The organism is Oceanobacillus halophilus, assembly GCF_003628505.1.
In the GTDB taxonomy this organism is placed as follows: Bacteria; Bacillota; Bacilli; order Bacillales; family Amphibacillaceae; genus Oceanobacillus; species Oceanobacillus halophilus.
Genome location: NZ_RBZP01000013.1, coordinates 34,519 through 50,219 on the forward strand (window position 1 = coordinate 34,519; position 15,701 = coordinate 50,219).

The following is a 15,701-nucleotide window of genomic DNA, read 5'->3' on the forward strand; positions in this document are numbered from 1 at the left end:
ACAGCATGAAAAAACTCATGTACTTAATTTATACATGAGTTTTCAACTTTATTTTGCTGCTTTTTGTAATTTGGTTATCATTTTTAATGCTCGTCCAGTACCAATAGCTACGGATTCAAGTGGATTTGGAGCCATGTGAACAGGGACATTAATTTTATCAGCTATCCAATCCTTCATACCGTTTAGAAGAGCTCCGCCGCCTGTTAACACAATACCTCGGTCGACTATATCGCCGCTCAATTCTGGTGGACATTCTTCCAGTGTAGCACGAATGGTATCTAGAATTTGTTCCAGGGATTCTTTGATGGCGTGGTAGATTTCCATGGAGGTAATCTCGATCGTTTTCGGTAAACCTGTTACCATATCACGGCCACGAATATCCATCGTCATTTCTTCGTGTTTAGGGTGGGCATAGGCGATTTCCATTTTTATTTGTTCCGCTGTATGTTCCCCGATGAGAACATTGTATTGTTTACGCACGTATTGAATAATTTCATCATCTAAACTGTCGCCGGCAACACGTACAGAGTTACATGCAACGACACCACCAAAGGAAATGATTCCAACTTCAGAAGTACCGCCACCGATATCGACAACTACATTTGCCGTTGGTTCATCTACTGGCAAATCGGCTCCAATTGCTGCAGCTACTGGTTCTTCAATTAAATGCACATTTTTTGCGCCATAGCTGGTTACTGCGTTATGAATCGCACGTCTTTCCACAGAGGTACTGCCAGATGGTGTACATACAACGACAGTTGGTTTTCTGGTCGATATTCCAGCCTTCTTACTTACTTTCTTAAGCAGTGCCTTTAACATTTGAGCAGTGACATCATAATCCGCAATAACACCATCTCTCAATGGGCGTATTGGAACAATGTTTTTTGGTGTTTTACCAATCATTTCTTTTGCGTCCGCACCTACAGCAACTACTTGTTTTGTATTTATATCAATTGCCACAACAGATGGCTCATTTAAAACAATTCCTTTTGATTTGGAATAGATAAGAATATTTGCAGTACCTAAATCTATGCCGATTTCTGCATTTGAAAACATAATACTTCCTCCAATGATGTCAATTTCTTCTTATATAAAGAATTCTATTAATATGGATGATTTGTGGGGGTGTTATCCATGTTATTCTTATGATATTTTTTACAGAAAAATTTCTTCTGCAAAGTAAGATGAAAAGTTATTTTTCTAAGGCATTTTCTTCACAGTCATATGAAGCTATATATAAAAGTAAACCTAACACACCAACAAAGCAAGTAACATTTCAATTACAAGTAAACTTAGTTTGTAACAAAAGTGGGGTGTTTAATATGCTGTCAATATTATTTTGCAGGAATTTAATTCCAAATTATGAATTTGCTTCCAAACGTGTAGATACTAACGTAAATCTATCATTATGAGCTAGGACAAGGGTTCAGTCTAATTAGAAAAAAAACACAAAAATTATTTAAGCGATCAATGGGAATTAATTCCTGAATTGTTACAAAAAACACGTGCTATGATGAAGGGGCAAGACAGATATACAGATGTACCTAAAAAAGGAGAGGAAAATAAATGCTTAAAAAAATCGGTATGGTAACTGCTTTATCAGCTGCTTTTATTTTTGGAGGAGCTTTTGATACAGTAGACGCTGAATCTTACAACTCACATCAAGTCTATTACTCTATTAATGGAGAAATTGGCAGTCTGAATGGTGAAGAAGCTCAAGCAAAAATAAATAATCTATTGAATAAATTCATGAAAAAGTACAATGTGAATTGGGATAATTATCAATCAGAGCCAGTTCCAAAAGAAGAGCCAAAACAAAATGAGCAGCCTAAACAAGAAAAAACCGAAAATCCAGTTTCTGATGAACCTGCAGAGGAACAAGTGAACGAACCTGTACCTGAACAAGCAGAAGAAACGGAGCAAGAACAAAGCGCAGATTCGGAACTAAGTCAATTTGAACAAGAGGTAGTCGAATTAACCAATCAAGAAAGAGCAAAGCATGGCTTATCATCTCTACAAATTGATACAGAATTAAGTAAGGTAGCACGAGAAAAATCCCGTGATATGGCAGCGGACAATTATTTCGACCATAATAGTCCAACATATGGTTCACCATTTGATATGATGAAGAGCTTTGGTGTAACTTACCGAACAGCAGGTGAGAATATTGCCAAAGGTCAACGCACTCCAGCAGAAGTAGTAAATGGCTGGATGAACAGTGAAGGACACCGTGCCAATATCTTAAACGAAAACTTTACTCATATTGGTGTTGGATATGTTGAACAAGGAAACCACTGGACCCAACAATTTATCGGAAAATAAGCTATTAACACAAACGAAGGCATTTGCACATTTAATGTGTGAATGTCTTTGTTTTTTTATTGAAAGGCTCTTTCCGTATTGTTTGTTGCTTTTTGAAGTTGTACCGTTGATGGAAATTGTTGATTTAATTAAGAATAGTGTAGTTCTCGCTTTTATGGATGTTTTGTGCTGCCATTCCCTCCGACAGAATACTTGCGGTTCGCGGCACGGCTTCAGCTCCTCGCGTAAAAAGCATAACTGCGCATGCGTGTTTTTCTAATGTAAATTATCTTATACTGCAGTGTTTTTATATTCCCAATAGAAACGATTTAATAGTATAATTTCATAATAGGGAGGGTTGCTATCTTGTTACGCACCGTAGGAACTTACATATATGCAGCATTTCTTGTTATCGGTACTGTTTTTAATTTACAAAAGTCGAAGAAACTGGTAGCGAAAAAACAGACGAATGATGAACAATTATTTGTGGAACCAAAACATGTTTCAAGAAAAGTGATTGAATATACAGGAACTGATGTACATGTAAAGGGTCAGGAAAAGATACCGGATGGCGCGGTATTATATGTCGCGAATCATCAAGGATTATTTGATATCCTAACGATTTTAGGTTACTTAGGAAAACCAGTTGGATTTATTGCTAAAAAGGAAATAAAGAGACTTCCTATTATTAGTACATGGATGGAGCTTATTCACTGTGTATTCATTGACCGAGCAGATAGACGTCAATCGATTAGGGCCATACAGCAAGGAACAAATAATTTAAAGAACGGACACTCGATGGTTATTTTCCCAGAAGGAACAAGGGGAGAAGGAAGAGAAATTAATGAATTTAAAGCTGGTAGCTTCCGGCTAGGAACAAAGGCTAACGTACCAATTGTTCCTCTAGCAATTGATGGGACATATCCTATACTTGAAGCGAATGGTGGCCGAATTAAATCTTCAACCATATCCTTGACAATTCTTGATCCTATTTATCCAGAGAAATACAATGAATGGAAAAGCAAGGAATTAGCGGTGAAAGTACAAGAAGAAGTGGAGGCAAATTTGCTGGAAATTCAACAGAGAGCCCCACAGGAAATATATTAATTATGCAGGTCAAATCGATTTGATTTGGCCTTTAACTTTGTGTGTCTTTAATTTGAAGGCGCAATTAAATTTTTCTTACAAGTGCTAGTATGTTGATTCCTAACTTAAAAAAACAATATTAATTTTGATGCAATTTTCCTGAATAGATACACAAACTACTACCATGTGAGGTGGTTTTTTTGGTACAAGGAGCTGTTAATCAAAATACAAAATTAACAAAAGAGTGGCTGCAAAATTATGTAGATGATTGGGTGAACTTTTATCGGAAACACACGAATGAAGGGGAGCTTGCATCTTACATACCAATGTTGCAGCAATCAAATAAAGAGCATCTAGGAATCACTATTATAGGAAATAACGGGGCTATGATTGAGTCTGGAGATGTTAATATTCCTTTTACGATACAAAGTATTTCCAAAGTTTTTACATTTATTGTAGCATGTATGGAAAGAGGAGTAACGTATGTCTTAGATCGCGTAGATGTTGAGCCTACAGGTGAGGCATTTAATTCCATTATGCATCTGGAAATGAAACAGTTGAAAAAGCCGTTTAATCCGTTTATAAATGCAGGGGCAATAACGGTGACTTCCTTGCTAAACGGAAAAACGTCCGATGAGAAATTGAAGCCATTGTTTCAGCTGTTTGAAGAAATCTTGGGTTACCACCCACCGTTAAATGTGGATGTATTCAAGTCTGAAAAAGAAACCTCTGTCCGTAATCGAGCTATTGGCTATTATTTAGTAGAGCTAGGGTACTTGGAATCTGATTTGGATTTAACACTGGAAACGTATTTTAAACAGTGTTCAATTGAAATATCTCTACAGGATTTAGCTCGTTTAGGTATGATTCTGGCAAATGATGGAGAAGACCCGAAAACTGGTCTTGAGATTATTCCGAGGCAGGTTGCTCGACTGGCAAAAGCCTTAATGCTGACATGTGGAATGTATGATGCTTCCGGGAAGTTTGCAGCCTATGTTGGTATTCCAGCAAAAAGCGGTGTGTCAGGTGGAATTATTGCCGTATCCCCACCAAGAGCTAGGAATGAGGAATTACCATTTATAAATGGTTGCGGAATAGGAGTCTATGGACCGGCACTTGATCAACAAGGGAATAGTATTGCAGGAATTCGCTTACTCCGACATATAGCAAAACAATGGGATTTGAGTATATTTTAATGGGGTGAATGACTAATTATGTGTGGTAGATACACATTACTTGCAGATGAACTGGAAATTTTAGAGGAATTTAATATAGAGCAACCAATTGATTCTTATCATCCAAGTTACAACATAGCTCCAGGACAAAATGTCTTAGCAATAATCCATGACGGAAAAGAAAAGCGAGCAGGATATTTGCGTTGGGGGCTTGTACCTTCTTGGGCTAAAGATGAGAAAATAGGCTACAAAATGATTAATGCCAGAAGTGAGACGGCTCATGAGAAACCAAGCTTCAAGCGCCTTATGTCTCAAAAAAGATGTTTAATTGTAGCTGACAGTTTCTATGAATGGAAAAAGACAGAAGAGGGCAAACAGCCGAAGCGCATTCAGCTAAAAGATCGTAAACTTTTTGCATTTGCAGGATTATGGGATAAATGGGTTCAGGAGAATAATACACTTTTCACGTGCACAATACTGACAAAAGAAGCTAATCCGTTTATGCAGGACATTCATCATCGAATGCCAATTATTTTGCCCAAAGACAAGGAAAGTGAATGGATTGCCCCTACAAAAATTCACCCAGAAGAAGCAAGTGCCTTTTTGCGCTCCGTTGATATGGAAGATTTAACTGCCTATAATGTAACTTCGCATGTTAATGCAGCGAAAAATAATGATGAGACATGTATTCAGCCGATTGCATGAGTGCCGCGGTTGATAGGAGAGCGCAGGCGGTTGATAGAAGAGCGTCCGCGGTTGATAGGGGAGCGCAGGCGGTTGATAGGGGAGCGCAGGCGGTTGATAGGAGAGCGCAGGCGGTTGATAGGGGAGCGCTCGCGGTTGATAGAAGAGCGCAGGCGGTTGATAGGAGAGCGCAGGCGATTGATAGGGGAGCATAGGCGGTTGATAGGAGAGCGTAGGCGGTTGATAGGGGAGCGCTCGCGGTTGATAGAAGAGCGTCCGCTGTTGATAGGTGGGCGCTCGCGGTTGATAGGAGAGCGCAGGCGGTTGATAGGGGAGCGCAGGCGGTTGATAGGAGAGCGCAGGCGGTTGATAGGAGAGCGCTCGCGGTTGATAGAAGAGCGTCCGCGGTTGATAGGGGAGCGCTCGCGGTTGATAGGGGAGCGCTCGCGGTTGATAGAAGAGCGTCCGCGGTTGATAGGTGGGCGCTCGCGATTGATAGAAGAGCACCCGCGATTAATCAGAGAGAGCACCCACGGTCTATAGAAGGGGCATCGCGCTAAAAAAGTGCCCACAGACAACATCCGAACACCATTCCATAAAAAAGTGCTATCATCAATCCACTCCACATGGACGGAAGATAGCACTTTTTGTTGTTTATTAAGCTGATTCCATTTTTTTCGCCTTTTCTTGGGCTTTTTCTTCTTTCGCAATTTTAAGGAATCGGTTGGTTTCATAAGCAACTACACCAGATAATCCTAAAAGTCCGATTAAGTTAGGGATTGCCATTAGTGCGTTCATGATATCCGCGATACCCCAAACAATATTAAGTGATTCAACTGCGCCATATCCTACTGCAAGTACAAAAATAACACGATAGTAAGGTACGGCTTTATCGTTGATTAAATAGCTGAAGCATTTTTCTCCGTAATAGGACCAGCCAATTAAAGTAGAATAGGCAAATAATACCGTTGCAATGGTAACCATGTATCCTCCATAATCACCTAAGAATGCAGCAAAAGATGCACCAGTTAGGGTACTTCCTTCGATACCGGATCCATATAAATCAGCCATAACAATCGTAATACCAGTAATAGAACAAACAATTATTGTATCGATTAATACTTGTGTCATCGAAACCAATGCTTGACGACCAGGGTAGTCTGTTTTCGCTGCTGCAGCTGCAATTGGTGCAGAACCTAAACCAGCCTCATTAGAAAATACCCCACGTGCAACCCCGTAACGGATTACCGTACCAAGTAAACCACCACCAACTGCTTGAGCAGTGAATGCGTCAGTGAAAATTAAGCTAATAGCTGCTGGAACCAAGTCAAAATTCATGGCAATGATAACTAGTCCTGCTAAAATATAAAATAAGGCCATAATTGGAACAAAAAAAGCTGTAACTCTGCCAATACTTTTAATTCCGCCAAGGATAACTAGCCCTGTCAGTATCGTCAAAACAACACCAGTAACCCAATTAGGAACACTAAACGACTCACTTAATGCACCTGCAACCGCGTTGGATTGAACCATATTTCCAATACCAAATGCAGCAACGGCACCGAAAATAGCAAACAGTACTGCAAGCCATTTTTGCTTTAATCCTCTTTCAAGGTAATACATTGGTCCACCAGACATTTCTCCTTTGCTGTTGGTAACGCGATATTTAACAGCAAGGATTGCTTCTGCATATTTGGTTGCCATCCCAACAAGCGCAGTAATCCACATCCAGAATACCGCACCAGGTCCTCCCATAATAACTGCCGTTGCTACCCCAACGATATTACCTGTACCGACCGTTGCAGCCATTGCGGTTGATAGAGCCTGATAGTGCGTAATATCCCCTTTTGCTTTTTTATCCTGCTTGGCTGGACTAAATGCAAGCTTTAACGCATAAGGCATTGTTTTAAACTGAAGGAAACCCAGTCGGAAAGTTAAATACAAACCAGTACCAACGATTAATATTAAAGTTGGTGGACCCCAGACAAAGCCACTTATTGCATTAATAATGTCTTCCATGATTCTTCCCCCTTTGTTTTGGTAAAATCAAAAAAGATAGCTTAATGTCTAGTTGTAAAAATATTCTCTTATATTTTTATATTCCGGAAAATATAGATAAAAGTCAAGAGAAAATTAATCATTTTGGAAATATATAACAAACAATATGTGGCGAAATGCAATATATTGTTTGTCTAGTTTCATTTATTGAGAACTTTTAACGATATATAATAATCTTTGCTTATGTACTCCATAGTTGATTATAATAAGAGTAAACGTATAAAGGAGAAACTAAAGGTGATAAAAGTCTTATTTGTATGCTTAGGTAATATTTGCAGGTCACCAATGGCAGAGGCTCTTTTCAGAGATATGGTGAGAAAAGAAAATTTATCTGATAAAATTGAAGTGGATTCAGGTGGACTTGGTGATTGGCACATAGGGAATCCACCGCACAAAGGAACAAGAGAGGTGTTGGATAGAGAAAAGATTTCCTATGATGGAATGGTAGCAAGAAAAGTAAAAGAGAAGGATTGGGACGAGTTTGATTATATTATCGCGATGGATGAACAAAACATAGAAGGATTAAAGGCATTACGCGAGAATCATAAGGATATTGTTGTAGCAAAGCTTATGAGTTACGTGAATCAGCCAAAGGAACAAAATGTACCAGATCCATATTTTACTGGAGACTTTGACTATACGTATCAATTAGTTTCTGAGGGCTGCATGCAACTGTTAGAAAGTATTAAAAAAGAACATTCACTTACATAATTATATAGAAGGAGAGAAAAAACATGGGTAAACGCAGATTAATTACGGGTATGGTTCTAGGAGCAACGGTAGGGACTGTAGTAGCTTTATTTGACAAGGATACAAGAGATTATGCAAAGACGTTAACAGATAATGCGAAATCTAACACCACTTATTATTTTAAACATCCAGCAGAGGCAGTAGAGACTGTAAGAAATACGGTTGATCGATTAAATCAAACAGTTGCAAGTGGAGCAGACAATGCCATTAATGCGTTAGAACAAGTAGAAACAACGATAGATAAATTTACGAATAAAATTGAGGACTAAGAATACAGTAATATAGCACAGACTAAACGAGGAAACATCCTGTCTCCATAATTGAAATGAAGGCTATCATCGTACATATTTGGTGATAGCTTAAGAAAATTAGACAGAACAGCCGATAATCGACTCATGGGAGAGAGTGTTAATGAAAAAATTATCTTTAATTGGAAAGCAGTTGTTTAAACGCATTGATGATGTGGATGTCTTTGGTTTAGCTGCACAATTAGCTTATTTTTTCTTGTTATCACTCTTTCCTTTATTATTGTTTTTATTGAATTTAATTGGTTACCTCCCTATAGATGAAAAAATGATTTTTGAAATGATTGGCTATTATGCGCCACAAGAGGTAGTAACACTTATTAATTCCAATATTGATCAGTTACTTCATCAAAACAATGGTGGGCTGCTATCAATTGGGATTATAGGTACACTGTGGGCTGCTTCGAATGCTATTAATGCCATCATTAAAGCTTTTAACCGCGCATATAACATTGGGGAAAACCGCTCATTCATTGTTACAAGATTAATTGCAATTGTTTTAACCATTGCGATGGTACTCGTTATTGTTGTATCACTATTACTACCAGTTTTCGGAAGAGTCATTGGGGAATATATATTTTCCTTTTTTGGGCTAGATGGCTTCTTAAATATTTGGGAGACCATTCGATGGGTTTTATCTTCTGTTATCTTTTTTATCGTGTTACTGTTTTTATATAAACTCGCTCCGAATAAACACATCTACTTTAGGGATGCAATATGGGGTACAGTTATAAGTACAGTTAGCTGGCAAGTTGTTTCGTTTGGATTTTCTTTTTACGTTAATACTTTTGCCAATTACTCTGTGAATTATGGTAGTTTGGGGACAATTATCATCCTAATGATATGGTTTTACTTACTAGGGATTATCATCATCCTTGGTGGGGTGATTAACTCAGTAATAACGAAATACAAAAAAGAAACAGGCACATATAAACTGAAAAAATAGCTGCCCAATAAGGGCAGCTATTTTATTTTGTCGAAGGAAGAGCATTACAATGGGAAAAGCAACAAAACCAACGAAATTAATAGCGACTAAGAACAAATTTTTCTCCAAATTGCAATAAACTACTCGCTATTTTAATAACCGCAATCCATTCAGAATAACTAATATCGTACTTCCTTCGTGTCCAATGACACCAAGCGGCAAGTCTAATATTTGCAAATAGTTAGTAAGGATTAAAACAATAATCACACTTAAGGAAAAGAATATATTTTGTTTGATAATACGATTCATTCGCCTGGATAGCGTAATGGTATTTGTAATTCTGGAAAGGTCATTTTTCATTAGAACAATATCTGACGTTTCTAAAGCAATATCTGTACCCTCTCCCATAGCAATCCCGACATTAGAAGTTGCTAGTGCTGGTGCATCATTGATTCCATCGCCAACCATGGCAATATTGTGATATTTTTTTCTTAATTCTTTTACATGTTCCAGTTTTTCTTGAGGTAAGCAATTGGCAATATATTGGTCAATTCCAGCTTCTTCGGCAACAGCCTTAGCCGTTAACTCGTTGTCACCTGTTAACATGATTGGCTGAATTCCTCTTTCTTTTAAATCACGAATCGCTTTTTTAGTTGTATTTCGTATTGTATCTTTTAACGCAAATACGGCAACAATCTTATTATCTACTTTTACAAAGATAATCGTCTGACCTTGTAAGGCTAATTCAGGAGCAATGCCGTTTAGATACTTGCTAGCTGCCTCACGACCAACAAAATCAGGTTTTCCAATTTCGTATTTTTTATTATCGACAATTGCTGTCACGCCATTTCCGCTTATGGTTTTCATATCGTATACTTGTATACCAGGTTTTGAACGAAGCTGTTTGTCACTATAAGCTGTAATTGCTTGTGCTAGCGGATGGGTGGACTCATTTTCTATGGCACCAGCTGCGGCTATGATATATTCTCTATCAAAATCAGGGTGAATAATTACTTCTGTTACTACGGGCTTACCATTCGTTAAAGTTCCAGTTTTATCTAGAGCGATTGCTTTAACATTGCTTACATTTTCTGCATGAACACCGCCTTTAAAAAGTACTCCCTTTCTTGCGGCATTGGATATCGCTGATAATGTTGCAGGGGATATTGATGCAACTAGGGCACAAGGAGAAGCAACTACCAAAAGTACCATTGCACGGTATATACTCTCTGAAATTGTCCAGCCGAATGCTAGAAAAGGAAGAAACATCATAATTGCGACTGCAATTAATACAATAATTACATACATTCCTTCAAAGCGCTCAATAAATAACTGAGAAGGTGATTTTTCTTCTTGAGCATTTTGCACCATGGCTATAATTTTTTGAAACAATGTTTCCGTTGGCTTTGTTGTGATTCGTACATGAAGTGTTCCATTTAATACTACAGTGCTAGCATATACTTCCTGGCTATTACCTTTATTAACAGGAATGGATTCACCAGTAATAGCACTTTCGTCAATTGCGCTAGATCCTTTGATAACAGTCCCATCAGCAGGAATCCGCTCTCCTGCACGGACTAGAATAACATCATCCATTTTTAATGAGGAAACTGGAATAATCTGTTCTTGACCATTTTTTATTACAGTTGCCTCTTCTGGCTGGAGTTCCATTAAAGATGAAATAGCTTTATTACTTTTATTCATAGAATAGGTTTCTAAAGCTCCTGATAAGGCAAAAATGAAAATAAGTATCGCGCCTTCTGTCCAGTATCCAATAGAAACTGATCCAATAGCAGCAAAAATCATTAGCATTTCAACATTAAGTCGTTTGGTGCGAATTGTTTCGGTAATTCCTTCTCTTGCTTTAGCAAATCCACCGATAGAAAAGGCGATAATATGAAGAAATATCCACATAGGTTCTGAGAGGATGCTTTCTAACGACCAAGTAATCAGAATGAGAAGTCCACTTAACAATGCTGCGATTAATTCGATGTGTTCTAGTGCCTTAGGGAACCATTTGGGGGTTTCAGGGGGATTATGTTCCTGATTGTTATTCGTTTTTTGAATAACCTTTGTATTTGTTTCCATTCTCAATGCCTCCTTCTAATTGAAAATAATAATCATTAGCATTTAGTCATTATACGCACTGTAATAATGGTAAAAATGTTATTTATAATGATATTGTTTATAATTATTATAAAATAATATCTATTATAATATTATCATTATCTATACGTATGTCAAGGGAGCACTGAAGTTTGATATGTGTAATATATAAGGGTATGATTTTTATAAAAAAGAGTTAAAAAATGTAGAAATAATTGAAATACACTGTTACAATATCTATAATAATTTTAATATAACAAGGGGAGATAAGGGTGAAAGAGTTGAAAAAAATATTTTTTCTTTTAATAATCATTGCATTACTAAGTGCATGTGGCAGCTCATCAGAGGAAGAAGACAAGCAAGCAAACGATGATACTTCAGCCACTGAAGATCAAGTTTGGGAAGAGATTCAAGATGCTGGTGAAATGGTAGTTGGTACCTCAGGAACATTAATTGCTTCCTCTTATTATGATGAGGAAGAGAATTTAACTGGTTATGATGTGGAGATAATGAAGGAAGTTGCTAACCGCCTAGATTTAGACATCTCATTTGAGATAATGGGAATTGACAGCATGTTACCAGCGATTCAAAGTGGAAGAATTGATGTTGCAGCTAACGATATTGAGATTACTGACAAGCGAAAGGAAGAGTTCAATTTCAGTGAACCCTATAAATATTCCTATACCACGATGGCAGTAAGGCAAGAAGATAATTCCGGAATCGAGAGTTTAGAAGATCTGGAAGGCAAAAAAGCAGGTGGCGGAGCAACGACAATATACAGTCAAATTGCGGAACACTATGGCGCTGAAATTGTTACTTATGGTAATGCATCTAATGAGGCATATTTAAGAGATGTTGATAATGGTCGTACAGATGTAGTGGTAAATGATTATTATTTAACAAAATTTGGAGTAGCAGCATTCCCTGATTTTGACATTCATTTACATCCAACACTAAAGTTCCATCCTACTGAACAAGGGGTTATCCTACCTAAAGATGCGGATAAACTGACGGAAGAAATAAATAACGTCTTAGATGAAATGCGTGAAGATGGAACACTTTCTGAACTAGCCATTAAATTTTATGAAGAAGATGCCTCACAAAAGCCAGAGGATGAAATTGAAGTAATCGAAGGCCTAGACCTGTAAGGGGCAATAAATGATGGAGATTACTCAGTTTGATTTTGGTGGTTTATTCGATGTAAAGCTAGCTTGGGAGAGTTTGCCATTTGTTTTAGGAGGATTACAATATACCCTGATTATTTCTATAGTAGCTATGGGAATTGGATTAATTTTAGGTCTTTTTTTGGCATTGGCTAGAAGTGCAAACACAATTTTATTACGATGGCCAGCACGTGTATACATTTCCTTCATGCGAGGAACACCAATCCTTGTATTCCTGTTTATATTATATTTTGGTTTGCCTGTCATAGGTATTGAATTAACGGCATTAACAGCAGCTATTATTGGCTTTGGTCTAAATAGTGCAGCTTATATTGCAGAAATCGATCGTTCTTCATTAAGCAGCGTGGACGATGGACAGTGGGAAGCTGCTAGATCCCTTGGATTGAGCTATGGAATGACGCTAAGAAGTATTGTTTTACCCCAAGCTACCCGAATTGCAATACCACCTTTGACGAATACGTTTATGGATATTGTAAAGGCAACTTCTTTAGCAGCAGTTATCACGGTACCAGAGCTTTTTCAAAAAACACAGATTGTTGCTGGAAGAGAATTTGACGCAATGACCATGTACATCTTAGTTGCACTGATTTACTGGCCAATTTGTATGATAATCGGGTACATGCAGGAAAGATTAGAAAAGCGATATAGCAGGTTTTTATAAGTTTATGCAAAAACACTCACCTAGGTGGGTGTTTTTTCTTGGCTGTTTTCTATGCGTAGTGTATTTCCGTAGCGGGGTTAAGCACATTGCTTTAGATTACAACTGCTATATACGAAAAGAGTCTTATCTTTAAAGGGAAAGATAATTAGAGGTGTACTGAATTACAAGATAACAACAAAGGGGCGGGAAGAATGCCCCTTTTATCGTATTGGATATTTCATTATCCTCTTTCACTTGTACTTTCTTCTTTTTTAAAATAAATAGCTGCAGTGACAAACAATAAAATCGCTACAATTAAATAGAAGAACGAAACATCAGGAAGTAATTCGACGAATACTCCTCCTAAAAACGGACCACTAATACTGCCAATGCTAAAGATAATGCTAATCATTAAATTTCCAGCGGGAAGCAGAACGTTTGGGAGTAAATCCGTCATATAGGATATCCCCATGGAATACAGGGAACCAACTAGCATCCCTGCTACAGTAAAGGTCAAAAATAAAGCTGGAACCGAATCTTCTAATATAGCGGCAAGTATAAAACAGAATAATCCACCTGAAAGTACATATAAAAGAGTGCTCCTTCTGCCTATTTTATCACTTAAAATTCCCAAGGGTAATTGTGTGATTAAGCTTCCAGCAGCGAAACATGGAATAATTAAAGATATAATTCCTACTTCATGTCCGATTCGCATACCATAGATTGGAAAAGTACTATGTAAGGTCGCTTCTAAAAATCCATAGCCAAACGCAGGAAGAAGAGCAACCCAAGCAATTTTTGCTGTTTGGGAAAATCGTTTGAAGGTATTTCCGGTTTGTGCTGTTATGTTCATGGACTCCTCTGGCACTTCGTTACGGACCACTAACATTGCAGACCATACCACCAAACTAAGTACCGCAGAGACTATAAATGGAGCAGCTTCATGGATAGAAAGAAGTCTTGTCATTAATGGTCCGATGGCAAAGCCCAATCCAAAGAACATGCCATAATAAGCAACTCGTCTACCTCGTATCTCTTTTGGTGTTGTTGTAGTAATCCATGTTTGTGTCCCGAAATGAAGCATTTGATCTCCGATACCTATTGCGACTCTCAATACAAACCAAAACCACAAAGCTTGCCAAAACGGGAAGAGGGCCATGGAAATAATAACGAGTAAACCACCAACCATAATTATCGGCTTATAACCAAACTTTTGTAGTGGTTTTTCCATAAAAGGTGAAGCGATAAGTACACCAAGATAAATGCCGGTAGCATGGAGACCATTAACAGATGAGGATATACCATTCTGTTCCAATATGATGGAAAGAAGAGGGAGCAGCATCCCTTGAGAAAAACCTGATATTGTAACTAGTAAAATTAAAATCCAAAATCTTGTGTTAGTTGATACCATGGTGGCCTCCAATAAAAAAGATGATTCCTACAATCAATTTATCTGTTCTATCTCAAAATATCAAATGGAATCTGCTTGAATACCAAGAATAAATGTATAATTTCCCTTCCAAAGAAAAAACTAATACAAAGCGTAAGTGCTCAGAGTGATGGCTGGGCTCTAGAGCTGGATGACTACACGAAAGGAATGGGAAACATGAAAAGAAATGTAATGGTTATTTTATTTGTATGTCTTTATGCCCTTGTATTTCCCTTAACAAGTTTTGCTGAAGAAGAAAAAAGTGAAGATAAAGAGAAAAAGGACCCTTTTGAAATCCCAAGCCATGTATTAGATATTTCTAAGGAAAACACATACCCAAACTCTACAGAAGATCAGGAAGTTATCGAGCCTAGTGAACTAACGAAAGAATTAATTGAGGAAATGAAAGTTCCAATTAAAAATCCTGATTTAATTAAGATGTTAAATGAAACCACACTAAAGCCATCTCCAATTGCAATTGGCTACCGTGGGATGGTCTATTTGGGAAGATGGCCATTAAACTATGAGTCACTAGAAACGAATATCAACTGGGAATATCAAAAAATTAATACCAATGAGCTAAATAACATCGGTGGCGAACAAAATCAAGAAATGAGATACATCCAGCAAGATAAAAAAGAAATAAAAGGTGCTTTGACAAATAAGATTAATAATCCAGATGATGTAAAGAAAATGATGTTACTGGAAGCAAAAGATAAGACGAAATTGCCTCTTTCATATAATACAGTTATCGGGAAAAATACGAAAAAAGACAATTCCTACAATATTCCTACTGAAAAATACGGTACTTTACAAGCCTATGCACCTGCAGTGAATGAAAAAGGAAGGGTTACATTTGGTGAGGTGTATATTGAGTTAAAAGGTGGGAAAAAAGCGATTGTCATTAAAAATGTAACGAAACAAGGAATTGGAGGATGGATTCCAATTCAGGATCATGTTTCTTTTTCATTATCTGTTAAATAGGAAGTTAGAAAATCCCCTAAGATTACAGGGGATTTTTCATTCTTGTTGGACATAAAAGTATCTGCTTCATCAAT

The 15,701-nt window shown here is 37.5% G+C and carries 15 protein-coding genes; 11 read left to right on the forward strand and 4 right to left on the reverse strand.

Annotated features, from left to right (window positions below):
- Positions 1 to 48 precede the first annotated feature (48 nt).
- Entirely contained in the window at positions 49 to 1,056 is a 1,008-nt protein-coding gene (mreBH, locus tag D8M06_RS13990; RefSeq protein ID WP_121205027.1) for a rod-share determining protein MreBH, read from the reverse strand.
- Positions 1,057 to 1,566: 510 nt separating this feature from the next.
- On the opposite strand from mreBH, the gene D8M06_RS14000 reads away from it, so the two are divergent.
- From D8M06_RS14000 to D8M06_RS19730, 5 genes are all read left to right on the forward strand, one after another.
- Positions 1,567 to 2,322, forward strand: coding sequence for a CAP domain-containing protein (locus tag D8M06_RS14000; protein WP_121205029.1), 756 nt, complete (start codon positions 1,567 to 1,569; stop codon positions 2,320 to 2,322).
- 345 nt (positions 2,323 to 2,667) lie between these two features.
- Positions 2,668 to 3,408 carry a lysophospholipid acyltransferase family protein gene (locus D8M06_RS14005; protein ID WP_121205030.1) on the forward strand — a complete coding sequence of 247 codons (741 nt, stop codon included), beginning with the start codon at positions 2,668 to 2,670 and terminating at the stop codon, positions 3,406 to 3,408.
- 179 nt (positions 3,409 to 3,587) lie between these two features.
- Entirely contained in the window at positions 3,588 to 4,583 is a 996-nt protein-coding gene (locus tag D8M06_RS14010; protein WP_121205031.1) for a glutaminase, read from the forward strand.
- 18 nt (positions 4,584 to 4,601) lie between these two features.
- The gene (locus D8M06_RS14015; protein WP_121205032.1) at positions 4,602 to 5,267 is read left to right on the forward strand and encodes an SOS response-associated peptidase; all 666 of its coding nucleotides are present in this window, start codon (positions 4,602 to 4,604) and stop codon (positions 5,265 to 5,267) included.
- A 9-nt stretch (positions 5,268 to 5,276) separates the two neighbouring features.
- Positions 5,277 to 5,789 carry a hypothetical protein gene (locus tag D8M06_RS19730; protein WP_147404979.1) on the forward strand — a complete coding sequence of 171 codons (513 nt, stop codon included), beginning with the start codon at positions 5,277 to 5,279 and terminating at the stop codon, positions 5,787 to 5,789.
- 114 nt (positions 5,790 to 5,903) lie between these two features.
- Here D8M06_RS19730 and D8M06_RS14025 read toward each other — a convergent pair whose 3' ends face one another.
- Positions 5,904 to 7,265 carry an alanine/glycine:cation symporter family protein gene (locus D8M06_RS14025; RefSeq protein WP_121205034.1) on the reverse strand — a complete coding sequence of 454 codons (1,362 nt, stop codon included), beginning with the start codon at positions 7,263 to 7,265 and terminating at the stop codon, positions 5,904 to 5,906.
- 276 nt (positions 7,266 to 7,541) lie between these two features.
- Here D8M06_RS14025 and D8M06_RS14030 point away from each other — a divergent pair, with 276 nt between their 5' ends.
- From D8M06_RS14030 to D8M06_RS14040, 3 genes are all read left to right on the forward strand, one after another.
- A complete protein-coding gene (locus D8M06_RS14030) occupies positions 7,542 to 8,015 on the forward strand; it encodes a low molecular weight protein-tyrosine-phosphatase (RefSeq protein WP_121205035.1) in 474 nt (157 codons plus the stop codon).
- A 23-nt stretch (positions 8,016 to 8,038) separates the two neighbouring features.
- Entirely contained in the window at positions 8,039 to 8,323 is a 285-nt protein-coding gene (locus tag D8M06_RS14035) for a YtxH domain-containing protein (RefSeq protein WP_121205036.1), read from the forward strand.
- 142 nt (positions 8,324 to 8,465) lie between these two features.
- Entirely contained in the window at positions 8,466 to 9,305 is an 840-nt protein-coding gene (locus D8M06_RS14040) for a YihY/virulence factor BrkB family protein (protein WP_121205037.1), read from the forward strand.
- A gap of 126 nt (positions 9,306 to 9,431) precedes the next feature.
- On the opposite strand, the gene D8M06_RS14045 is transcribed toward D8M06_RS14040, so the two are convergent.
- Positions 9,432 to 11,372: a heavy metal translocating P-type ATPase gene (locus tag D8M06_RS14045; RefSeq protein ID WP_121205038.1), complete on the reverse strand. Its 1,941-nt coding sequence runs from the start codon at positions 11,370 to 11,372 to the stop codon at positions 9,432 to 9,434.
- Between the two features lie 290 nt (positions 11,373 to 11,662).
- On the opposite strand from D8M06_RS14045, the gene D8M06_RS14050 reads away from it, so the two are divergent.
- Positions 11,663 to 12,538, forward strand: coding sequence for a transporter substrate-binding domain-containing protein (locus D8M06_RS14050; protein ID WP_121205039.1), 876 nt, complete (start codon positions 11,663 to 11,665; stop codon positions 12,536 to 12,538).
- A 13-nt stretch (positions 12,539 to 12,551) separates the two neighbouring features.
- A complete protein-coding gene (locus tag D8M06_RS14055; protein WP_121205081.1) occupies positions 12,552 to 13,235 on the forward strand; it encodes an amino acid ABC transporter permease in 684 nt (227 codons plus the stop codon).
- Positions 13,236 to 13,455: 220 nt separating this feature from the next.
- Here D8M06_RS14055 and D8M06_RS14060 read toward each other — a convergent pair whose 3' ends face one another.
- Positions 13,456 to 14,625, reverse strand: coding sequence for an MFS transporter (locus D8M06_RS14060; RefSeq protein ID WP_121205040.1), 1,170 nt, complete (start codon positions 14,623 to 14,625; stop codon positions 13,456 to 13,458).
- 186 nt (positions 14,626 to 14,811) lie between these two features.
- On the opposite strand from D8M06_RS14060, the gene D8M06_RS14065 reads away from it, so the two are divergent.
- Positions 14,812 to 15,627, forward strand: a complete 816-nt coding sequence (locus tag D8M06_RS14065; protein WP_421904500.1) for a YfkD famly protein — start codon at positions 14,812 to 14,814, stop codon at positions 15,625 to 15,627.
- Positions 15,628 to 15,701: the final 74 nt, after the last annotated feature.